This is a genomic window from Acinetobacter sp. GQ146 (assembly GCF_059758585.1).
On sequence record NZ_JCAXDV010000013.1, the window covers coordinates 21293 to 42900 of the forward strand.

The window sequence follows — 21608 nt, forward strand, 5'->3', positions numbered from 1 at the left end:
AAAGCGCTACTTTCAGCATAAGCTGTCAAAATTCCTTCATTCCTACAGGTCTAATTTTTGACCGCTTTTTGTGACGCTTTATGATGGTTCAACACGCGTGGCGACCTTTTGCCATCATCAGCTTGGCCTTATGCATGGGTACCATTGGCACAGCACTCGCAAGCCCACTGTATCCACTCTACCAAGAGTTGTGGCATTTGCTGCCGAGCCAAATTACCTATATTTTTGTCGCCTATATGTTTGGTTGTTTAGCCACGTTGTTATTCTTCGGACGCGCCAGCAATAGCTTCGGTTTTTTACGCACCTTGCAAGTGGGTTTGATCTTTGTAACTGCAGGCTTGCTCCTCTCTGCCTTGGCCAGTCATGCCTTATGGCTGGGTGTCGGGCGTTTTATTATTGGTATTGCTTCAGGACTGATCAGTACCTCGGCCATGTTGGGCTTAATGCACACCATTCCAGCCAGCCATAAAGCCCATGCTCCACAGCTCAGTTCCATCATCACGGTCATTGGTTTTAGTCTCGGCCCATTTATTGGTGGGGCTATTGCTCAATTTTCTTCCGCACCGTTACTGACACCCTACCTGCCGATTATTGCCGGTGCTATCCTGTGTTTCATGGCATTATTGTATTTAAAATCACCGGTAATTGAAGCACAGCCTTTCTCAATTGCCCCGCATTTAGAATTGCCTGTAGCGGCTGCACGTACCCATTTTTTTATCGCGGGTTTGACCGCATTTTCCGCCTTTGGTGCCTTTAGCTTATTTGCCTCACTGTCAGCCACCTTTGTCAAAGATCTGATTCCTTGGCATGGTCCCTTGGTCAGTGGTCTCGCCATCTCCAGTATTTTATTTATTTCTGCTGCGGTGCAATTTAGCGCCAAATCGCTTTCTGCTGTGTGCAGCTTAAACTATGGCTTAATCTTCATGCTGGTGAGCTGCCTGTTGCTGGCGCTGTGCATGTATACGCAGTGGAGCCTGCTGTTTGTAATCAGTGATATCGGGGTGGGTTTAGGGCATGGTCTGGGCATTATGGGGTCTTTTGGGCTGATTCATCAGATGACCAATAGCCAGAATCGAGCGGCTGTGATTTCCACGTATCTGTTCATGGGATATTTAGGGACCATTGTACCGATTGTCGCCGTAGGCTACTGTGCGGATGTATGGGGTTTAAATCTGGCCGTCATAGGATTTGGCATAGGCATGGCGCTGCTCTGTGGCATCTTGTTTTTTTGGCACCGCCAACAAAAGGCTTTACTCCTCACGGAATAAAGCCTTTTTAATGCCCCCTAAAGGGACAATCGTGTTATGTACAGACTATTACTTGCCAATACAGAATGAACCAAAGATTTTTCCAAGCAAATCATCCGCGCTAAATTCCCCAGTAATTTCACCCAAGGCATTTTGCGCCAGACGTAATGATTCTGCGACCAGTTCCCCCGCATGAAACACCACCAGCTGCTCGTGCGCTTCTGCAAGATAGTGCTGTGTGCGCTTCATTGCGTCTAAATGACGTGTTCGAGCAATAAAGGTATCTTCTTCTGGCTGAAAGCCTGCATGCGCTGTAATCGCATCTATGAGCGACTGAACACCTGTTTCTTGCTTCGCCGAGACAGTAATATGTCTAAAACCCTGAAAATCGGAAATTTGTGCCGCTGTTGCAGTCAAATCACATTTGTTACCAATCAACATTAAACGTTTCGGTTCCAAATGATGCTCAAAATATTCACGGGCCAATTGTAACGGATCTTCACCTTGGCTTAAGTCATACACCAATAACAATAAATCGGCCTGTTCAATCTCTTTAATGGCGCGACGAATCCCTTCTTTTTCAACCACATCACCTGTTTCACGCAAGCCTGCAGTATCTGTCAAGGTGATCGGCAAACCATTCAGACTAATCTTCTCATGCAAAACATCACGGGTTGTCCCAGCAATATCAGTCACAATAGCGCGCTCAATGCCCGCCAGAGTATTTAACAAGGAAGATTTACCCGCATTCGGTTTACCCGCAATCACCACCTGTAAACCTTCACGCAGCAATTGTCCTTGGCGTGCAGATTGCTGGACTGCGGCAACTGAGTGCTGCACCTCTTCCAACAACGCCAAAATCTTGCCATCCGCCAAAAAATCAATTTCTTCTTCAGGGAAATCAATCGCGGCTTCCACATGCAAACGCAAGTGAATCAACTTTTCCAGAACTGTATTAACTTTAAGCGAAAAGGCGCCCTGCAAAGAGCGCACAGCTGAACGTGCAGCCGCTTGCGAAGTGGCATCAATTAAATCGGCAATTGCTTCTGCTTGCACCAGATCCAGCTTGCCATTTTCAAAGGCACGCATGGAAAACTCACCTGCTTTGGCTGCGGTTGCACCTAATTCCAAGCAACGTGACAGCAGGGCATTTTGAATCACAGGTCCACCATGTCCCTGCAGTTCAACCACATCTTCGCCAGTAAACGAGTGCGGATTTGGAAAGCAAATCACCAAACCTTCATCCAAAACTTCTTCTGCGGCATCCCAAAACTGACGGAATCCAGCCATACGCGCTTGCGGTAATTTTTTTTGCGTGAGTTTTTCCGCAATTCCATAGGCTTGAGGCCCTGAAAGACGAATTACACCCACCCCACCACGACCTGGCGGAGTAGCAATCGCTGCAATAGTGGTTTGATGTTGCATAAAATTCACCTAACGTTTAGCCCGAATCGAACCCAAAGAAAAATCCGCCTAAGATTACCATCTTAAGCGGATTTAATCAGCTAGTTGCTGTGAGAAGCTGCTTATGCAGCTTCTTTCGAGCTACGTGCCTTTTCAACCGATTTATTAATAAACCATTGTTGGGTAATGGTAATCGTGTTGTTCACAATCCAGTACAGTACCAAGCCTGCTGGGAAGAACAACATAAATACCGTGAACATGATCGGCATAATCTTGAACACTTTTGCCTGCATTGGATCGGCAGGTTGCGGGTTCAACATTTGCTGAATGAACATGGTCACACCCATCAACAACGGCAAGATAAACCAAGGATCCATGGCTGACAGATCTTGAATCCATAGAATCCAAGGTGCATGGCGTAGTTCCACACTTTCCATCAAGACCCAATACAAGGCCAAGAAGATCGGCATTTGCAGTAATAATGGTAAACAGCCTGAAAGTGGATTCACTTGCTCACGCTTGTACAATGCCATCATTTCTTGAGAGAAGCGCATACGGTCTTCACCGAACTCTTCTTTCATGCGCTGCATTTCTGGTGCAATCACACGCATTTTCGCCATTGAGCGATAGCTCTTCGACGACAATGGCCACAAGATCAGTTTCACCAATACTGTGAGCAAAATGATTGACCAGCCCCAGTTCCCCACCAAGTTATGGAAGAATTGAAGACCTAAAAACAATAATTTTGCGATTGGCCATAACCAACCATAATCCACAGTCTGATTCAGACCTACAGCCAAATCTTTCAATTCAGACTGAATTTTAGGACCTGAATAGAACGTCGCATCGACTTCCGCTACTGTCCCTGCAGGCACATTGATGGTTGGAGAAGTAAAACTCAGGATGTTCATATCATCACTTGATTTACGCGATTCCAATTTGGCGCTATAAGTTTGACCATTAGCTTGGGTCAACTTCAACTCGCCAGGAATCCATGCGCTCACAAAGTAATGCTGCACCATCGCAATCCAGCCGCCTTTTGCTTCAACACTTAACTTTTCATCGTTAAAGTTGGCAAATTTAAGCTTATTGTAGTGCTCTTCAGGTGTTCCCCATGCGCCACCTAAGAAGGTACCCAAGGTGAAAATCCCTTGATCCGATTTACCTGGATCTTCTGAATTGTCACGCTTTAATTGACCAAACATCTGGCCTTGCCAGTTTTGACCACTGCGGTTCACCACTTTGTGGTTCACAACAACTGGGTATGCACCTTGTGTGAAGGTAAAGGTTTTAATGATTTCTACACCATCAGCCGTTTTAAAGACCATTGGAACAGAAAGCACTTGAACTGACTTGCCGTCTTTATCTTTCGCTGCTTTTGCATCAGCCAAAGTATAAGCAGATTTCTCAATTTCATAGACAGGACGACCATTACGACCACTGTCAGGTCCATTCAGACCAATTAAACCAGATTGAGCAACATACGTACGTTTGGCATCGCTTTCCAGCATAACAAACGGTTCATCGCTATCTTTGTTTTTATCATGATTGAGTAATTCAACACGAACAATATCACCACCTTTAGGATTAATCCAAAGATGATAAAGGTCAGTTTGAACTGAAATAAGCTGTTGACTTGCTGCCGCAGTCGATTCTGTCGTTTGCTGAGCGGCAATATTTGCTTGTGGCACATCTGAAGCAGCTACTGCTGTATGTCCATTTGGCAGGTCGGCAGAAACTTCATGTGAAACAACTGCTGCAGTTTGTGGCTGCGGTGCTGTTTCCTGATGACCGTAATCCTTTTGCCATGCCAAAATAAGCAAATATGCGACGACAAACATGGCTCCTAGAATTGCAATCCTGGCCCATTGTTGCATATCTATTACCCCAAAAAGTTAGAGTGATTTTGATTCCATAAACATCTACGAAAGGGTACAGCAACGTGATGCGTTTGAGAATCGATTTGCTGAAATGAAATAAAACGAATTGCTTTTAAGGGAACAGGATCATAACCCGAGCCTCCCCATGGATGACACCGACAAATACGATTTGCAGCCAACCACACACCCCGTACAGCTCCATGCGTATGGATTGCTTCCAATGAATATTGAGAACATGTAGGTATATAACGACAGCGCGGCCCCAATAAAGGACTGATCGCGATCTGATAGAATCGAATGAACCAATGCAGCACACGTACCATTGGCTTTCTCTACTTCTGTGGGGAGGGAGCTATTTTTGAATGCTTTTTGACAATGCGTTGCAGCTTTTGCCAAGCAAATTGTAATTGCTGATGCAATTCAGAATTGGGTACTGCTTCTATACCTACTTTAGGCATAACAACAATATCCAAGGCATCCAAATGCATTTGATGCAGGCGAAAACTTTCGCGAGCAAGTCGTTTTACTCGATTCCTTTCATGCGCACGGCGCACTTTTTTCTTGGCAACAACAATTCCCAAACGACTATGAGGTTGTTTGGAATGTGTTGCAAGAAACAAGAAGTGGGGTTGGTGCACTTTAAAAAGCGCACCATCAAACACGACTTTATAATCGGCAGCACAGCGAAGACGCAGCTCTGCGCCGAAGTCATAAAGTGTCATAACACCCAAAATCGTTTAAGCATTAACAGATTAAACAGTTAAGCTGTGACGACCTTTTGCACGACGGCGAGCTAATACTTGACGACCAGCTTTAGTAGCCATACGAGCACGGAAACCATGAACGCGCTTACGCTTTAATTCAGATGGTTGGAATGTACGTTTCATATCGAAACTCCAAAAATTGATCTTTCTATAAAGGTCCGCGATTTTAGTGTTCATTGCTTGAGCTGTCAATCAAAAACACGGTTTCAGACCAAATAAACTTTGAATAAATAAAAACTAGACGGTAAGCATGTTATTCACGTTTTTAGACCGTCATTATTTATTCACACCATAATAACTTGTTAAATAATGAAAAATAAGTTATAAACAATATTATGCACAAATTTATCCACATAGCTATAAACAAGATCCGGTTTTAAATTTAAATTTATTCGTAATCGAAGTTATCCACATCAAAAGCAATCCTTATAAATAAATTCAAATTTTAAAATTTAAATTTATTCTTATTAGGGAGCTGTTTTTCTGTGGAAAACCACTTTTTACCCTATAAAAACAAGAGTTAATATTGTGGATATCTATGTTTTTAAGATTTTAACGAATTGTGGATAACTTGGGTGTTATTTTTATCCACAGGCTGTGAGTGTTTTTATCCACACTAGGTTTTGAATTTAAATTTAGATTGTTTATTTCTTTTTTGAGCAATTTCTGCAGAATTCTTCATGACAGATGTGGATAACTTGGTTAGAATGGCGACCCGCTTTGGCGGACACTGGTGTTTTTAAATTTAAAAATGGATGAATAGGGGTTTCACATGCTTTGGACAGACTGCTTAACTCGCTTGCGACAAGAGCTCTCTGGAAATGTTTTTACAATGTGGATTCGCCCTTTAGTTGCTGAAGAGTTAGATGACACTTTGCGACTATATGCGCCTAATCCATATTGGACGCGCTATATCCAGGAACATCATTTAGAACTCATTACGATTTTGGCAGAGCAGTTGTCTGAAGGTCGCATTCGTCACGTCGAAATTATGGTCGATTCTCGTCCAGGCGCGATTTTGTCTCCACATGAACAACCTGCGACAACAACTGCTGCATTGGAATCGGCTCCGCCGTCTCCTGTGGCAAAAATGAAGAAAGAAAAAGACGATTCACCATTAAAGAACAAAAAACGCTTGTTGAATCCGTTATTTACTTTTTCTTTATTTGTTGAAGGTCGTTCCAACCAAATGGCGGCAGAAACTTGCCGTAAAGTATTAACTCAATTGGGTGCATCGCAACATAACCCATTGTTTTTATATGGTCCGACCGGTTTGGGTAAAACTCACTTAATGCAAGCCGTGGGTAATGCCTTATTGCAGGCAAAACCGAATGCACGTGTGATGTATATGACCGCTGAGAGTTTTGTTCAGGATTTTGTTAGCTCTTTACAACAAGGCAAAGTGGAAGAGTTTAAGAAAAACTGTCGTTCATTAGATCTGCTCTTGGTTGATGATATTCACTTACTGGCAGGCAAAGAAGCCAGTTTGGTGGAGTTTTTCTATACCTTTAATGCGTTATTAGATGAATCTAAACAGATTATTTTAACTTCTGATCGTTATCCAAAAGAATTGACCGAGTTGGACGCACGTTTAGTCTCGCGCTTCTCTTGGGGGTTGTCGGTTGGGGTAGAACCCCCCGATATTGAAACCCGGATTGAAATTTTATTGAAGAAAGCGCAGAGCAGTGGGGTAGATTTACCGCGTAACTGTGCTTTGTTTATTGCACAACAAGTCGTGGCCAATGTGCGTGAATTAGAAGGCGCCTTGAATAAAGTGGTTGCAATTTCACGTTTCAAAGGAACATCGATTGATTTGGATGTGGTACGAGAATCGTTAAAAGATGTGTTGGCGATTCGTGCGCGCACCATCAGTACAGAAAATATTCAGCGTGTAGTGAGTGAGTATTTCCGTATTCCGCTCAAAGAGCTGATTGGTCCAAAACGAACTCGAATTTATGCGCGTCCACGTCAATTGGCGATGGGGCTAGCACGTGAACTCACGGGAGATAGTTTTCCTGAAATTGGCATGGCATTTGGTGGTCGTGATCATAGTACAGTCATGCATGCCTGCGAAAAAGTGCAAAGCCTAAGAGAAGGTGATCCGATCTTTAATGAGGATTACAAAAACTTGCAACGCTTGCTGCAAAGTTAATCTAAACTGATCAAATTCTATTCTTGCAATGCGGTATATTCTGCCGCATAGTACACTGCTAAAAAATTAATTCATTTATTTTTCATCTTCAGTTTTTCGAGGAATGTATCGTGCGTTTAAAAATCGCCAAAGAAAGTTTACTTAATGTTCTTTCACATGTGGTAGGAGCGGTGGAACGTCGCCACACCTTAAACATTTTATCGAATGTTAAAGTACAAGTGAGTCAAAATGCTTTGGCGATTACAGGTTCGGATTTAGAAGTTGAATTGGTGGCGAGCACCAATTTAAGCGAAGGTGCGTGCTTACAAGCTGGTGAGACTACGGTTCCTGCGCGTAAACTGATGGATATTTGTAAGTCTCTGCCAAGTGCGGCATTAATCGATATTCAAATTACCGAAGACCAGCGTTGTATTCTTAAATCTGGCAACAGTCGTTTTGTTTTGGGGACATTACCTGCAGAAGACTATCCATTGCTGAATACTGAAAACACGCAGGGCACGCAAGTTGCTGTGACTCAACGTGAATTAAAGCGTTTATTCGAAAAAACGGCTTTTGCCATGGCGGTTCAAGACGTTCGTTTTTACTTGACTGGTACTTTATTAGAAATTGATGAAAATCAATTGCGTGCAGTAACAACGGATGGTCATCGTTTGGCACTGTGCGAGACATTAGCTTCATCCAATGCGCAGCAATTGATTCAAGCAATTGTGCCGCGTAAAGCTGTGGGTGAATTACAGCGTCTACTCAGTATTGAAGATGAGCAATTGTCGTTATTGATTGGTCGCGAATTATTGAATGTCACTATCAATACCCCAAGTCGTGATAAAGAGCAGGGTTCCATTACGGTTCGCTTTACCACCAAACTGATTGATGGCAAGTTCCCAGATTATCGCCGTGTGATTCCACGTGGCGGTGATAAAAATGTCCTGATCGCACATGATGTGTTCAAGCAATCTTTACAACGTGTTTCGATCTTGAGTAATGAAAAACTGCGTGGGGTATTTTTGAATTTTAGTACGGATACTTTGCAGTTACGTGCCAATAACCCAGAACAAGATGAAGCGATTGAAGATTTAGCCATTCAATATAACGATGCCCCGTTAGAAATGTCATTTAATGCCCAATATTTATTGGAGGTATTGAGTGTCTTGGACGGGGATGATGTTTCGATGACCATGACAGAAGCCAATCAGTCAGTATTGGTTCATGATCCAGCACATACTGATCAAACTTATGTCGTAATGCCAATGCGTGTGTAATATCTAGATTTATTATGCATATTACGCGTTTAAATATCGAACGTGTTCGTAATTTGGAAACGGTTGCACTCACTGAGTTGCAGCCGTTTAATGTCTTTTATGGCGCGAATGGTTCAGGTAAAACCTCAATTTTAGAAGCGGTACATTTGCTGGCTACGGGTCGTTCTTTTCGAACCCACATTCCCAAACACTACATTCAACATGATGCTTCCAATGCGGTGATTTTTGCGCAATCTGCCAGTGAAAAAGTGGGTATGCAAAAACATCTGAGCGGTGAGCAGGTCATGAAAGTGAATGGGGATCATATTGCCACACAAGGGCAATTGGCAAAATTATTACCTTTACAACATATAGATCCACAAAGTACCGATATTATTGATCATGGCGCGAAGCCACGGCGGCAATTGCTCGATTGGCTCATGTTTCACGTGGAACCTGAGTTTTATCATGCTTGGCAATATTATTCACGGGCACTGAAGCAACGTAACAGTTTGCTGAAGTCGCAGCGAAATCTAAGTCTGCAAAGCTTAGAACCGTGGAATAAAATGCTGGCCGAATATGGCGAAATTTTACATTCGCAACGGGTAGCGATTGTGGAACAGTGGAACGTATTTTTTCAGCAGGATTTGCAACAGTTATTGCCCAATTTAACCATAGAGGTGGATTATGTTGCAGGCTTTCATACTGAACATGGACTGCTGCACGATCTGTGTAGTCACCATCAAAAAGACCTTGATCGACGCTATACCGAATATGGTCCGCACCGTGCCGATTTACGCCTTAAAACCCCGATGGGAGAGGCGGATGTTGTTTTATCACGTGGCCAAAAAAAGCTCCTCATCATGGCACTAAAACTCTCTCAGATTGCAATGCTACATGCCTGTAATAAGGAAACTGTGGTATTATTAGATGATCTGACAGCAGAATTAGATTTAGCCGCACAACAACGTTTAATTGAGCGATTAAGCCAACTTGGTAGTCAAGTTTTTATTACCACTTTAGAGCATGAATCTGTGCAAAAACATTTACATGACTTGTCTATTTCCCACCAATTGTTCCACGTGGAAAATGGCCGAGTTGCATGTGTTGTGCAATGATTTCCCATCTTTGGATAGACCGATTTTTCACTAGGGAGTAACCATGAGTTCAGAAGACCAATCTGTCACTCAAACAGAACAAAGCAACGAAAAGGCTTATGATTCCTCCAGCATTAAAGTTTTGCGTGGTTTGGATGCCGTTCGTAAGCGCCCAGGTATGTATATTGGCGATACTGATGATGGTACAGGTTTGCATCACATGGTGTTCGAGGTGGTGGATAACGCCATTGATGAAGCTTTAGCAGGTCATTGTGATGAAATCTTGGTCACGATTCATGAAGATGAGTCAGTCAGCGTTTCCGATAACGGGCGTGGTATTCCAACCGATATTCACCCTGAAGAAGGGGTTTCTGCAGCAGAAGTAATTTTGACCATTCTGCATGCAGGCGGTAAGTTTGATGATAATAGCTATAAAGTTTCAGGTGGTTTACACGGGGTAGGTGTTTCTGTTGTAAATGCTTTATCGAGCAAGCTTGAATTAATCATTCATCGTGCAGGGCATATTTATCAACAAGAATATCGTCATGGTGATCCACAGTATCCACTCAAAGAGATTGGTAATACTGAAACTACAGGAACTATTGTACGTTTCTGGCCAAGTGCTGAAACTTTTAGCCAAACCATTTTTAATGTCGATATTTTGGCACGCCGTTTACGTGAATTGTCATTCCTAAACGCGGGTGTACGCATTGTGCTTCGAGATGAACGCATCAACCTAGAACATGTCTATGACTATGAAGGTGGTTTGTCTGAGTTCGTTCGATATATCAATCAGGGCAAAAACCACCTGAATGATATTTTTCACTTCACTACTCAAGCTGAAAATGGCATTGGGGTTGAAGTGGCGTTGCAATGGAATGACTCGTATCAGGAAAATGTCCGCTGCTTTACCAACAACATTCCGCAAAAAGACGGCGGAACCCATTTGGCCGGTTTCCGCGCAGCATTGACCCGTGGCTTAAACAGCTATATGGAAAATGAAAGCCTGCTGAAAAAAGAAAAAGTAGCTGTGACCGGGGATGATGCGCGTGAAGGTTTAACCGCCATTATTTCTGTGAAAGTGCCTGATCCAAAGTTCTCTTCGCAAACCAAAGAAAAATTGGTTTCAAGTGAAGTGAAACCTGCAGTCGAACAGGCGATGAACAAAGCGTTCTCTGAGTACTTGCTAGAGAATCCTGCTGCAGCGAAATCGATTGCTGGAAAAATTATTGACGCTGCGCGTGCCCGTGATGCGGCACGTAAAGCCCGTGAAATGACCCGTCGTAAAAGTGCCTTAGATATTGCCGGTTTGCCAGGTAAGTTGGCAGACTGTCAGGAAAAAGATCCTGCCATGTCTGAATTGTATCTGGTCGAGGGTGACTCTGCGGGTGGTTCAGCCAAGCAGGGCCGTAACCGTAAAATGCAGGCAATTTTACCGTTGAAAGGTAAAATCCTGAACGTGGAACGTGCACGTTTTGACAAGATGATTTCTTCACAGGAAGTCGGCACACTGATCACCGCATTGGGCTGTGGTATTGGGCGTGAAGAATATAACCCTGATAAGTTGCGTTATCACAAAATCATTATTATGACCGATGCGGACGTCGATGGTTCGCATATTCGTACCCTGTTATTAACTTTCTTCTTCCGTCAAATGCCGGAGTTGGTGGAACGTGGGCATATCTATATTGCTCAACCACCGCTATATAAATTGAAGAAAGGTAAGCATGAGCAATACATTAAAGATAATGATGCACTAGAAACCTTCCTGATTTCGAATGCGATTGATGATCTTGCTTTGCATATCAGTGCAGAAGCCCCTGCGATTCGGGGCGAAGCACTGGCGAAAGTGATTGCAGATTATCAAACCTCACAGAAGAGTTTGCAGCGTTTAACTCAGCGTTATCCTGCAAGCTTATTGGATGGTTTAATCTCCCTCGAAGCGTTTAAGTTTGATCATTCTCAAGATCTGGCTTATGTGCAACATTGGGGTGAGCAGTTACGTGCAACGGTTGAAAAGTTACAACCGAGCTTACGTCCTGAATTGACTTTGGAAGCCTTCGATAAAGAGTTGGCCGATGGTCAAAAGGAAGTGGTGTATTTCCCGCGCATTACTCTTTATGTGCATAATTTACCGCACAGTTATGTACTTGATGCGGGTTTACTGTCTTCGACTGAATATGTCCGTTTACTCAAGAATTCGAAGAGCTGGTTCAGTTTGCTCGAAGCTGGGGCTTATTTACAAAAAGGTGAGCGTAAAATTACGGTCAATAGTTTCCATCAAGTATGGCAGCATATTTTACAAGACTCGCGTCGCGGCATGATGATTCAGCGCTACAAAGGTTTGGGTGAGATGAATGCGGAACAGCTTTGGGAAACCACAATGGATCCTGAAAACCGCAATATGTTGCAAGTCACCATTGATGATGCGATTGAAGCCGATCGCATGTTCTCTTGCTTGATGGGGGATGATGTGGAACCACGTCGTGCCTTTATTGAAGAGAATGCCCTAAATGCGGATATCGATGCATAAGCGTGTGTAATGTTAAAAGCAGCCTGAGGGCTGCTTTTTTTTATGCCTCAGCTTTGTTTGGTTTTTGTGAAGGTTATCAAACTGTCTTATTCTTTTGGCATGCTAAGCAAAAACCATAGAGAGGGAAGAACATGGACTTAAGTTTGGAACAACAACGCGATCATTGGCTAAATGCTTTTTATACCGGACAAGTTGAGGTCCTGATGCAATGTGAGCATGCTGAATTTAAAGTTGTCTATGAGGCACAAGGGAAAGTTGAAAGTAGTTTCAGCCGCTATAGCAGTATTCAACATGCTGTACAGAATGGCGTATGGAAGCCACAGCATTTAGAGATTCAGACTGAGGTATTTGAGTTTAATCCCGAGCAGACCCAATGCCGAATTGTGCTGCATTTGCTACGGCCCGTTCAAACCATTCAAGAAACTTGGCAATATCATGCGGGGAGCTGGCAGATTATGGAATTACGTTTTTGCAAAAAGAAGTTTGTTGCAGTTTTTGATTAAACGAAAAATGGCATAAAAAAAAGCAGGTCCTGAGACCTGCTTTGGATTGATCTTGGATTAGTCGGTGAACGTCACTTTGGCAATGGCTTTTTTACCCGCCTGTACGATCAAGGTGGTGTTCTCTTTTACCGAGAAGCTCGCGTCGACCACGTTCCAGTCCACTTTAACGGCTCCACGTGAAACAGCATCCTTCGCTGCGGCTGCATTCTTGGTTAAGCCTGCAGCACGAACAATCGAAGCAATAAACATTTCACCGCCAAACTCAGCACGTGAAATAGTCACTTCAGGTGTGCCCTCTGGAAGTTCACCTTCGGTAATGATGTTACCGGCACCTTTGTGGGCATTGGCCGCGGCTTCCGCACCGTGGAAACGTTCAACCAACTCCAGTGCAAGAATTTTCTTCACGTCTTGTGGGTTGCGGCCTTCTTCAATTTCTTTTAGCAATACTTGGATGTCTTCAACCGATTTAAAGCTGAGTAGATCAAAATAGCGCTCAATCAAAGCATCAGGCATAGACAGCACTTTTTGGTACATGGCCCCTGGGGTATCAAAGACACCAATGTAGTTGCCCAAAGATTTAGACATTTTGTTGACGCCGTCTAAACCTTCAAGAATAGGCACGGTAATGCAGACTTGAGCTTCTTGATCATAACGACCTTGTAAGGTACGCCCCATGAGCAAGTTAAAGGTTTGATCTGTTCCGCCCAGCTCGACATCAGCATGCAAGGCTACCGAGTCATAGCCCTGTACCAATGGATACAAGAATTCATGAATCGCAATCGGTTGTTGGTTGTTATAACGCTTGGTGAAGTCATCACGCTCCAACATGCGCGCAACGGTTTGCTGTGAAGCTAACTGAATTAAATCAGCCGCGGTTTTGGTCGCAAACCATTCCGAGTTAAACACCACTTTGGTTTTGTTCGGATCAAGAATTTTAAACACTTGCTCTTGATAGGTTTTGGCATTTTCCAAGACTTGCTCACGCGATAATGGTGGGCGAGTCGCGCTTTTCCCCGTTGGGTCACCAATCATGGCGGTGTAGTCACCAATCAAGAAAAACACTTCATGACCGAGGTCTTGGAAAGTTTTTAATTTATTGATTAAAACCGTATGACCTAAGTGCAAGTCAGGTGCAGTAGGATCGAAACCTGCTTTAATTTTTAGAGGACGATTTTCTTTGAGTTTCTTTAGCAGATCCTCTTCAGAAATAATTTCATGAGTGCCTCGTCGAATGAGGGCAAGTTGTTCTTCAGCTGGCAGGAAATTTGACATCACAAAACCCAAACACATCAGTTATTCAATTTGTGCGATATACTAACACTTTTTCAGCACATTGCAGGCTTTAGAATAATCATGACAGCAATCTATATTGGCGTAATGACCGGCACCAGCATGGATGGGGTAGATATTGTAGCCGCTTCGTTCGATCCATTGCAGTTGCATGCCACGCTCACCTTAGCTTTTGACCCTGATTTACGTGATCAACTCATGGCACTGACTTTGCCGGATGACAACGAAATCGATCGTATGGGCAAGGCTGATGTGGCTCTGGCAAACATGATTGGAGAAGGCATCAATACGCTGATTGAGCAACATCAGCTTGACCGGAGTCAAATTAAAGCCATTGGTTCGCATGGGCAGACCATTCGTCATCGCCCAGAGCATGGGTTTACTCTACAGATTGGCGATCCGAATATCATTACTGAAATTACCCAAATTCCGGTTGTTTCGGATTTTCGTCGCCGTGATATGGCGGCAGGTGGGCAGGGCGCACCTTTAGTGCCTGCCTTCCATCAAGATATTTTTCAACACGACAGTATTCATCGCGTGATTCTGAACTTGGGTGGCATTGCCAATGTCAGTCTGTTGCCTGCAGGTGCACCTGAGCAAGTTTTAGGTTTTGATACAGGTCCTGCCAATATCCTCATGGATGCCTGGTGTCATCGCTATACTGGGCAGCCCTACGATGAAAATGGCAATTGGGCCGCTTATGGTCAACCGATTCGCAGTTTATTAGAGCGTTTACAGGCCCATGACTTTTTTGGCAAAGAACCGCCCAAAAGTACAGGGCGTGAAGATTTTAATCTAGATTGGCTTGATGATCAGATCATGGACTGGCGCAATGATGAGCTGGCCTATGATGAATTAGAAGATACGCCTGAGAATGTGCAAGCAACCTTGCTTAAACTGACGACGCGTGCGATTAAAAAAGCGATCTATCGTTCTGGCATGGATACCGGTGAGGTCTATGTCTGTGGTGGGGGAGCTTATAATTCGCAATTGTTAGAACAATTGCGCTGGCGTTTACGCAAGCATCAGTGGACTGTACAAAGTACTGCAGATTTAGGCTTAAGCCCAACGTGGGTAGAGGCGACTGCATTTGCTTGGTTAGCCATGCGCTTTGTGCAACAGCTCAGTGGTAACTTACCCGCAGTCACAGGGGCACAGGGCTATCGTATTTTAGGCAGTATCACTGTGGTTTAAATACAAAAAAACCTCCGCTATGCGGAGGTTTTTTCTTAGTATGCCACTTAAATCGAAAACGATGAGCCACAGCCACAAGTAGTGGTCGCATTTGGATTTTGTACAATAAAACGCGAACCTTCCAAACCTTCCACATAATCCACGATAGAACCAACAAGGTATTGATAGCTCAGTGAATCCACCAGCATTTTGACATCACCATTAATGAATTCAGCATCATCTTCATTCATATTGTCGGCAAAGTTAAAGCCATAAGAAAAGCCTGAACAACCCCCGCCCGTTACATAGACACGTAACATTAAATCTTGGTTGCCTTCACTATCGCGCAATTGGCGTACTTTATTTGCAGCATTGTCGGTCAACACAAGCGCTGGAGCAGTCATGATAGATTCCTCTGTTCGGTTTCGCGTCTTTTAAAAATCAAAAAGACCAATATCTAGTATAGCATACTCAATATATGGTCAATATTCGAAGATTAAAAGTCAAATCAGAGTAATTTTATCAAGATTATTTGTAGTTTTCATCTTGTAAACCACATTCGAAGTTTTTGGCATCTTCCTTACAGCGGAACTGCCATAACAGTTTCATCATGCGCTTGTCATAGACGCCTTGTTGAGTCAAATTAATCCGTGCTTCCCGCATCATTTTTTGATAGCCAGGCTTGTCTGCTGCAGGGACGTCCATCCAGTATTTGCTCGGAATGTCGGCTTTCATCTTCCCTAAAATGCCAAATGCGCGGGGCAGTTGTGATTTGACCCATTCACGGGATTGCTGACCATAACCGTGAGGAAAGCGCTCTGGGCGAATAATAATATTGCCTGTGACCTGTAAAATCGGATAGTTCACAATTGCCCCTTTACTGCCTAAACCTTTATGCAATTCCAAAGGTTTAAATGCAGCCGCAGGTGCACCAATAATATCGACCTGACCATTATTAAATTTGCTGCCAAAATTAGTGACGTCTGCACTGACGGCTTGTGCACCGACTTGCTGCACCATAATTTTTTGTGCCTGATCATAATCGAGTACAGCAATTTTTTTACCTGCCGCTTTGGCAACGGTATTGATATTACGGTCATTCACCATTAGAAATGCATCGCCAACAGGAATCACTCCGGCAATTTCATATTTGCCTTTCACCATATATTTGCTAAAGGTTGGGCTTGCCAGACCTTGCATGACTTTGACCGCCAATTTCAAATTCGGGATCGCACCAATGGCATCTAATGAACCGGTAAAATCATTAAATTGGCGTCCCCGCATGCCTGTGACACTAATGCCATCGCATTTACCAGCTTTGAAGTCCTCGGTAATCACGGCTTCATTTTGTGCAACTCGTAGTTCAATATCTGCGCCCCAATTTTTTGCAGCCAGTTGATAGTCTTTCATGAGCGCGTAGACATCGCCACTTTTACCGACCAAGTCAAATACACACACCACTTGTTTCGCTTGGGCAAAGTTGCTTGCTAGGCACAGTCCCAGTCCTAACAGGGTCGTGCTGTAATAATTTTGCATAGCTGAAATTTCCTTATCGTTTTATTTTTATTGAGTTGTAAGCAGTCAGGGCAAAGGTATACATCTTCCTAGAATCTAAGCTGCAATGAAAAAGCACAAAGATCGATGGATGATGCTTGAATGGAAAACTGATATTAAAAAGCCTAGAACAGTCTAGGCTTTTTGAGAACAGGGGTTATTCGCCAGCCATGGAACATTCGAAGTTGGCTTTATCAACAGAACAACGTGCCTTTTTCAGGACACTCATCATACTGGCATCGTAAATACCTTGCTTGGTCAGATCCATACGACCATCACGTAGCATTTTTTGGTATTTGATTCTATCTTCGGCACTCAAGTTCATACGATATTTAGCCGGAATAGCTGCTTCTAGGCGATTAATCATGGAGAAACTCTTCGGCAGGTTTTTAACGAACCAATCACGAGATTTTTGTCCAAATCCTGCGGGGAACTGATCGGGGCGAATCACAAAGTCGGCAGTCACTTGCAGCACAGGGAAATTAAACATTGCACCACTGTTGCCTAAGCCCTTGTAAATTTCTAGAGGTTTGTAGGCGTAGGCTGGTGCACCGACCATGTCGACCTGACCATTATTAAATTTAGCCACAAAATTAGAAACATCGGAAATGACCGCTTGTGCACCGACACGTTGCACCATGATTTTCTGTGCTTGGTCATAGCCTAAAACGGCAAACTTTTTACCTGCGGCTTTTTCGATTGAATTGATGTTTTTATCACGCACGAAAATAAAGGCAGAGCCGAGTGGTGCAATGCCTGCAACTTCATATTTTTTGCCACCGAGGGTCGTGACCATTTTGCTGGCATTCCGTTGGTCTAAGGCAAAGCTAATGGCTTTTTGTGCAATGGCATTGCTGGGTACGCCCCCCAAGGCATCAATCGAGCCTGCAAATTTGTTGTACTGACGGGCTCGCATGGCTGTCATAAACACGCCGTCACATTTACCAGCTTTAAAATCATTATCTGCAACGGCTTCATCTTGTCGCGGAATCAGGTTGACTTCAGCCCCCCAGCTTTTGGCTGCCAGTGCCCATTCTTGTGCCATTTGATACGACTCACCAGACTTACCGAGTAAGTCGAACACACAGACATCGACTTTTGCTGCTTGAGTCGTGGTAGAGAGTCCGATTGCGGTCATCGCAGCGAAACCCAACATGACTTTTTTCATTGTATTCATCCTGTTCAGATTGATTCTTGTTCTTAGTGTCCTTACACGTAGAGCATATTAAGCAAGTTTTACACGTATAAATAGAGTATTTACTCCATTTCAAAATAAAAAAATGACAGTGTACTGAACAAAATGCTGTCAAATTGTCCAATGCTCTGGAACGTTTAAATAAAAATCATTGGGTTAAGCACTGTTACTGCACTTAAAAAAAAGATGCAGGGTTATTCTCCAGCCAAAGAGCATTCAAAGTTGGTGCGCTCCACGGTACAGCGCGCCTTTTTTAACACAGTCATCATGGTTGGGTCATAGATCCCTTGTTGGGTCAGGTCTATGCGAGCATCACGTAACAGTTTTTGATATTTTTCTTTATCATCCCGGTCGAGTTCCAGGCGATATTTAGTTGGAATGGTCGCTTCTAGGCGCTGTACCATGGCAAAGCTTTTAGGGAGTTGACGAATAAACCATTGACGGGATTGAGGTGCAAAGCCTTGTGGAAACTTGCTGGGGCGGATAATGAGGTCAGCGGTAACATTTAATACCGGAAAATTCAGCATTGCGCCGTTTGAACCTAAGCCTTTGTAAATTTCCAGAGGCTTAAATGCATATGCGGGAGCAGGTACGACATCGACTTCATTCTGATTAAATTTTTTCACAAAATTGGAAATTTCTGACATCACAGGAACAGCATTGATGCGTTTCACCATAATTTTCTGGGCTTGATCAAACTCCATAACCGCAATTTTTTTTCCATGCAGTTTTTCCACACTATTAACAGACTTATCTCGAACAAATAAATAAGCGGGACCAATTTGACCAATCCCAGCGACTTCATAACTTTCATTGCCAATTTTGGTGAGCAGACGTTTATTGTTTCTTTTATCTAAGACATAAATAATGGCTTTTTGTGCAATCGCATGATTGGGCACACCACCAAGGGCATCAATTGAACCAGCAAATTTATTATAGTTACGGGCGCGCATGGAGGTCATATAAAAACCATCACAGGTTCCTGCCTTAAAGTCTTGATCTAGCTTGGCTTCATCTTGATAAGCTGTCAGGTCTATATTTGCGCCCCAGTTCTTACTGGCTAAAGCCCACTCTTCCAGAAATTTATAAGATTCTCCAGATTTGCCCAATAAATCAAAAACACAGACATGAATATTGGCGTGAGCCAAAGTGGTTAAATTGCAGAGTGTTGCCGTGGATAAGATAAAAAAGGCTTTTTTCATTATTTCACCTCATTATTTTCATTTTTTAGGAAGCGCTTCATCTAAACATGATTTATGGGAATAAAATAGAGCTATTACTCTATTTCCGACCAATAGCTCAATGTGCGGTTATTTCACGCTGCTTTTTTCATTTCTAAACGACTTCCTTTAGAATAGCGTTAATTTTTTATCCGCCAGTATTTGTCATGATTCAATTAGACCAACTTTCCATTCGCCGTGGAGGGCGTGTCCTCTTTCAAAAAGCCTCGATGCAATTACATCCAGGTTGGAAAATTGGTCTTACTGGCGTGAATGGCGCCGGGAAGTCGACCTTATTCGCGGCATTTTTAGGGGAATTGGGTGCAGATGAAGGGAGTCTAACCCGTCCTGCGGTGTGGACGGTTGCCCATATGGCTCAAGAAATCAAAGCTTTAGATATGAAAGCCATTGATTTTGTTTTATCGGGTGATGAAGAATATTGGGAAATTCAGCACAAACTGGATCATCCTGAAAACTTAAGCAATGATGAACTGGCGCATTTATATGGCCGCTTTGATGAAATTCATGGCTATTCGGCAGCTGCTAAAGCATCGCAACTTATGGCGGGTCTAGGTTTCTTTGAGCATCAATCCCAGCTCGATGTGTCAAGTTTCTCGGGTGGATGGCGGATGCGTCTGAATCTGGCACGTACTCTCATGAGCCGCTCAGATTTATTGTTATTGGATGAACCGACCAACCATTTAGATTTAGATGCGATTCTGTGGTTAGAAGATTGGCTTAAAGCTTATGAAGGCACTTTGGTGCTGATTTCACATGACCGTGATTTCTTGGATGCTATCACCGATCATATTTTACATATTGAAAATCAAGAGCTCACCTTATATACAGGCAATTACTCGACTTTTGAACGGACCCGCAGCGAAAGGTTAGCGCAACAACAACAGGCCTATGAAAAGCAATTAGAAACCCGTGCGCATTTGCAAAAATATATCGACCGCTTTAAAGCGCAAGCCACCAAAGCCAAGCAAGCACAAAGCCGAATTAAACAATTAGAACGCATGCAGGAACTATCTGCTGCGCATGTGGATACGCCGTTTACTTTTAGTTTCCGTGAACCGTCAAAAATGAGTTCACCTTTATTAGAACTTGAAAGTGCGGATATTGGTTATGGTGAAAAACTGATTGTGACCAATGTGAACCTGCAAATTACCCCCACCAGTCGAATTGGTTTATTGGGCATGAATGGTGCTGGTAAATCAACCCTGATCAAATCCTTAGTGGGTGATCTTCCTTTATTGGCCGGGCAACGAAAAGCCTCTGAATTATTGAATATTGGCTATTTCGCTCAGCACCAGATGGATGCCCTAGACGGGAATGCTAGCCCAATGTTGCAATTGGCCCGTATTGCAGATCCTAAAATCAGTGAAGCAAGTTTACGTTCGTTCTTGGGCAGCTTTGGCTTTAGTGGCGAGCGTATGGATACACCGAGTGAAAGCTTCTCAGGGGGAGAGCGTGCCCGTTTAGCCTTAGCATTGATTGTCTGGCAACGCCCGAATGTTCTTATTCTAGATGAACCGACCAACCATTTAGATTTGGATATGCGACATGCCCTGACCATGGCTCTACAAGATTTTGAAGGGGCTGTGGTATTGGTGTCGCACGAACGTCAACTCATTGCTAGCGTTTGTGACGAGCTATTGTTGGTACACAAAGGCACTTGTCGTGACTTTGATGGTGACTTAACTGCTTATGCAGAATGGCTCCGTCAAGCACGTATTGAAATGATGAAAAGTGGGCAACAACCTGCTGCCCCAGTTCAGTCACAAGTCGAAGCCAAACCCGCGATTTCTAAACTGGATAAAGAAGCTCAGCGTAAAGAAGCAGCCCGACGCCGTGAACAAACCCGTCCGATTCGTAAAAATATTGAAAAATGCGAAGCACAGATGGAAAAATTACAGCCACGTTTGCAAGACATTGAAACCTTGCTGGGAGATAGCAGCCTATATGAAGCTGAGCGCAAGCAGGATTTGTTGAAATTGATGGATGAGCAGAATCAGCTCAAAGCGAAGCTGGAACAGATTGAAGAAGAGATGTTGAGCTTGATGATGGAATTAGAAGAACTCGAAAGCGCCTTTTAATCTAGCCCAGCGAAATAGAAAAGCACAACGTAGCGTTGTGCTTTTCTTATTTCGGAGAGATGGCTAAACACAAAGGAGAAGACTCAGACCTAATATAAAACTAAGGAAATGAAAATAAATATGCGATTTCTTTATAAAAATGCTTAAAAAATGAGTGAAAAAGCATTTTTTTGCGTTATTTTGTGGAAAAAAACAACACCTGTGCAAAATAACCCAAAACAGGGGTTGCACAACAAATAAAACTGTATAGAATACGCAG

The 21608-nt window shown here is 43.4% G+C and carries 18 protein-coding genes; 8 read left to right on the plus strand and 10 right to left on the minus strand.

What is annotated here, in order from left to right:
• Nucleotides 1-83 precede the first annotated feature (83 nt).
• A complete protein-coding gene (locus AC6CHI_RS15775; RefSeq protein ID WP_498122441.1) occupies nucleotides 84-1268 on the plus strand; it encodes an MFS transporter in 1185 nt (394 codons plus the stop codon).
• A 48-nt stretch (nucleotides 1269-1316) separates the two neighbouring features.
• Here AC6CHI_RS15775 and mnmE read toward each other — a convergent pair whose 3' ends face one another.
• From mnmE to rpmH, 5 genes are all read right to left on the minus strand, one after another.
• Entirely contained in the window at nucleotides 1317-2672 is a 1356-nt protein-coding gene (gene mnmE / locus AC6CHI_RS15780; RefSeq protein WP_458893518.1) for a tRNA uridine-5-carboxymethylaminomethyl(34) synthesis GTPase MnmE, read from the minus strand.
• Between the two features lie 101 nt (nucleotides 2673-2773).
• The gene (yidC, locus tag AC6CHI_RS15785) at nucleotides 2774-4528 is read right to left on the minus strand and encodes a membrane protein insertase YidC (protein WP_498122425.1); all 1755 of its coding nucleotides are present in this window, start codon (nucleotides 4526-4528) and stop codon (nucleotides 2774-2776) included.
• A gap of 5 nt (nucleotides 4529-4533) precedes the next feature.
• Nucleotides 4534-4854 (minus strand): membrane protein insertion efficiency factor YidD, encoded by a 321-nt coding sequence (gene yidD, locus AC6CHI_RS15790; RefSeq protein WP_458893515.1) that lies wholly within the window; start codon nucleotides 4852-4854, stop codon nucleotides 4534-4536.
• 9 nt (nucleotides 4855-4863) lie between these two features.
• Nucleotides 4864-5253: a ribonuclease P protein component gene (rnpA, locus tag AC6CHI_RS15795; RefSeq protein ID WP_498122427.1), complete on the minus strand. Its 390-nt coding sequence runs from the start codon at nucleotides 5251-5253 to the stop codon at nucleotides 4864-4866.
• A gap of 30 nt (nucleotides 5254-5283) precedes the next feature.
• Nucleotides 5284-5418, minus strand: a complete 135-nt coding sequence (gene rpmH, locus AC6CHI_RS15800) for a 50S ribosomal protein L34 (protein WP_000831329.1) — start codon at nucleotides 5416-5418, stop codon at nucleotides 5284-5286.
• A gap of 649 nt (nucleotides 5419-6067) precedes the next feature.
• Here rpmH and dnaA point away from each other — a divergent pair.
• From dnaA to AC6CHI_RS15825, 5 genes are all read left to right on the plus strand, one after another.
• Nucleotides 6068-7447 (plus strand): chromosomal replication initiator protein DnaA, encoded by a 1380-nt coding sequence (gene dnaA, locus AC6CHI_RS15805; protein ID WP_458893513.1) that lies wholly within the window; start codon nucleotides 6068-6070, stop codon nucleotides 7445-7447.
• A 110-nt stretch (nucleotides 7448-7557) separates the two neighbouring features.
• A complete protein-coding gene (gene dnaN, locus AC6CHI_RS15810; protein ID WP_458893512.1) occupies nucleotides 7558-8706 on the plus strand; it encodes a DNA polymerase III subunit beta in 1149 nt (382 codons plus the stop codon).
• A 14-nt stretch (nucleotides 8707-8720) separates the two neighbouring features.
• Nucleotides 8721-9803 (plus strand): DNA replication/repair protein RecF, encoded by a 1083-nt coding sequence (recF, locus tag AC6CHI_RS15815; RefSeq protein ID WP_458893511.1) that lies wholly within the window; start codon nucleotides 8721-8723, stop codon nucleotides 9801-9803.
• A gap of 43 nt (nucleotides 9804-9846) precedes the next feature.
• On the plus strand, nucleotides 9847-12315 hold the full coding sequence (gene gyrB, locus AC6CHI_RS15820; RefSeq protein ID WP_498122429.1) for a DNA topoisomerase (ATP-hydrolyzing) subunit B: 2469 nt from the start codon (nucleotides 9847-9849) through the stop codon (nucleotides 12313-12315).
• Between the two features lie 131 nt (nucleotides 12316-12446).
• Nucleotides 12447-12818 (plus strand): hypothetical protein, encoded by a 372-nt coding sequence (locus AC6CHI_RS15825; protein WP_498122430.1) that lies wholly within the window; start codon nucleotides 12447-12449, stop codon nucleotides 12816-12818.
• Nucleotides 12819-12875: 57 nt separating this feature from the next.
• Here the strand turns inward: AC6CHI_RS15825 and tyrS are convergent, their stop codons facing one another.
• Nucleotides 12876-14108: a tyrosine--tRNA ligase gene (tyrS, locus tag AC6CHI_RS15830; RefSeq protein ID WP_458893508.1), complete on the minus strand. Its 1233-nt coding sequence runs from the start codon at nucleotides 14106-14108 to the stop codon at nucleotides 12876-12878.
• A 63-nt stretch (nucleotides 14109-14171) separates the two neighbouring features.
• On the opposite strand from tyrS, the gene AC6CHI_RS15835 reads away from it, so the two are divergent.
• A complete protein-coding gene (locus AC6CHI_RS15835) occupies nucleotides 14172-15302 on the plus strand; it encodes an anhydro-N-acetylmuramic acid kinase (RefSeq protein WP_498122431.1) in 1131 nt (376 codons plus the stop codon).
• A 47-nt stretch (nucleotides 15303-15349) separates the two neighbouring features.
• Here AC6CHI_RS15835 and erpA read toward each other — a convergent pair whose 3' ends face one another.
• The 4 genes from erpA to AC6CHI_RS15855 all read right to left on the minus strand — a co-directional run bounded on the left by erpA (nucleotide 15350) and on the right by AC6CHI_RS15855 (nucleotide 19232).
• Nucleotides 15350-15685, minus strand: a complete 336-nt coding sequence (erpA, locus tag AC6CHI_RS15840) for an iron-sulfur cluster insertion protein ErpA (protein ID WP_458893506.1) — start codon at nucleotides 15683-15685, stop codon at nucleotides 15350-15352.
• A gap of 124 nt (nucleotides 15686-15809) precedes the next feature.
• Nucleotides 15810-16817: a putative solute-binding protein gene (locus AC6CHI_RS15845; protein ID WP_498122432.1), complete on the minus strand. Its 1008-nt coding sequence runs from the start codon at nucleotides 16815-16817 to the stop codon at nucleotides 15810-15812.
• A gap of 175 nt (nucleotides 16818-16992) precedes the next feature.
• Entirely contained in the window at nucleotides 16993-18003 is a 1011-nt protein-coding gene (locus AC6CHI_RS15850) for a putative solute-binding protein (RefSeq protein ID WP_498122434.1), read from the minus strand.
• Nucleotides 18004-18224: 221 nt separating this feature from the next.
• On the minus strand, nucleotides 18225-19232 hold the full coding sequence (locus tag AC6CHI_RS15855) for a putative solute-binding protein (protein WP_498122435.1): 1008 nt from the start codon (nucleotides 19230-19232) through the stop codon (nucleotides 18225-18227).
• Between the two features lie 185 nt (nucleotides 19233-19417).
• Here AC6CHI_RS15855 and AC6CHI_RS15860 point away from each other — a divergent pair, with 185 nt between their 5' ends.
• A complete protein-coding gene (locus AC6CHI_RS15860) occupies nucleotides 19418-21349 on the plus strand; it encodes an ATP-binding cassette domain-containing protein (protein ID WP_498122437.1) in 1932 nt (643 codons plus the stop codon).
• The last annotated feature ends 259 nt before the right edge of the window (nucleotides 21350-21608 follow it).

Excerpts from the sequence above, each read along its gene's own strand:
- rpmH (WP_000831329.1), bottom strand. The coding sequence starts at position 5,418 with ATGAAACGTACATTCCAACCATCTGAATTAAAGCGTAAGCGCGTTCAT.
- dnaA (WP_458893513.1), top strand. The coding sequence starts at position 6,068 with ATGCTTTGGACAGACTGCTTAACTCGCTTGCGACAAGAGCTCTCTGGA.
- AC6CHI_RS15850 (WP_498122434.1), bottom strand. The coding sequence starts at position 18,003 with ATGAAAAAAGTCATGTTGGGTTTCGCTGCGATGACCGCAATCGGACTC.
- yidC (WP_498122425.1), bottom strand. The coding sequence starts at position 4,528 with ATGCAACAATGGGCCAGGATTGCAATTCTAGGAGCCATGTTTGTCGTC.
- mnmE (WP_458893518.1), bottom strand. The coding sequence starts at position 2,672 with ATGCAACATCAAACCACTATTGCAGCGATTGCTACTCCGCCAGGTCGT.
- AC6CHI_RS15835 (WP_498122431.1), top strand. The coding sequence starts at position 14,172 with ATGACAGCAATCTATATTGGCGTAATGACCGGCACCAGCATGGATGGG.
- yidD (WP_458893515.1), bottom strand. The coding sequence starts at position 4,854 with ATGGTACGTGTGCTGCATTGGTTCATTCGATTCTATCAGATCGCGATC.
- tyrS (WP_458893508.1), bottom strand. The coding sequence starts at position 14,108 with ATGTGTTTGGGTTTTGTGATGTCAAATTTCCTGCCAGCTGAAGAACAA.
- AC6CHI_RS15825 (WP_498122430.1), top strand. The coding sequence starts at position 12,447 with ATGGACTTAAGTTTGGAACAACAACGCGATCATTGGCTAAATGCTTTT.
- erpA (WP_458893506.1), bottom strand. The coding sequence starts at position 15,685 with ATGACTGCTCCAGCGCTTGTGTTGACCGACAATGCTGCAAATAAAGTA.
- gyrB (WP_498122429.1), top strand. The coding sequence starts at position 9,847 with ATGAGTTCAGAAGACCAATCTGTCACTCAAACAGAACAAAGCAACGAA.
- recF (WP_458893511.1), top strand. The coding sequence starts at position 8,721 with ATGCATATTACGCGTTTAAATATCGAACGTGTTCGTAATTTGGAAACG.
- AC6CHI_RS15775 (WP_498122441.1), top strand. The coding sequence starts at position 84 with ATGGTTCAACACGCGTGGCGACCTTTTGCCATCATCAGCTTGGCCTTA.
- AC6CHI_RS15845 (WP_498122432.1), bottom strand. The coding sequence starts at position 16,817 with ATGCAAAATTATTACAGCACGACCCTGTTAGGACTGGGACTGTGCCTA.
- rnpA (WP_498122427.1), bottom strand. The coding sequence starts at position 5,253 with ATGACACTTTATGACTTCGGCGCAGAGCTGCGTCTTCGCTGTGCTGCC.
- AC6CHI_RS15860 (WP_498122437.1), top strand. The coding sequence starts at position 19,418 with ATGATTCAATTAGACCAACTTTCCATTCGCCGTGGAGGGCGTGTCCTC.
- AC6CHI_RS15855 (WP_498122435.1), bottom strand. The coding sequence starts at position 19,232 with ATGAAAAAAGCCTTTTTTATCTTATCCACGGCAACACTCTGCAATTTA.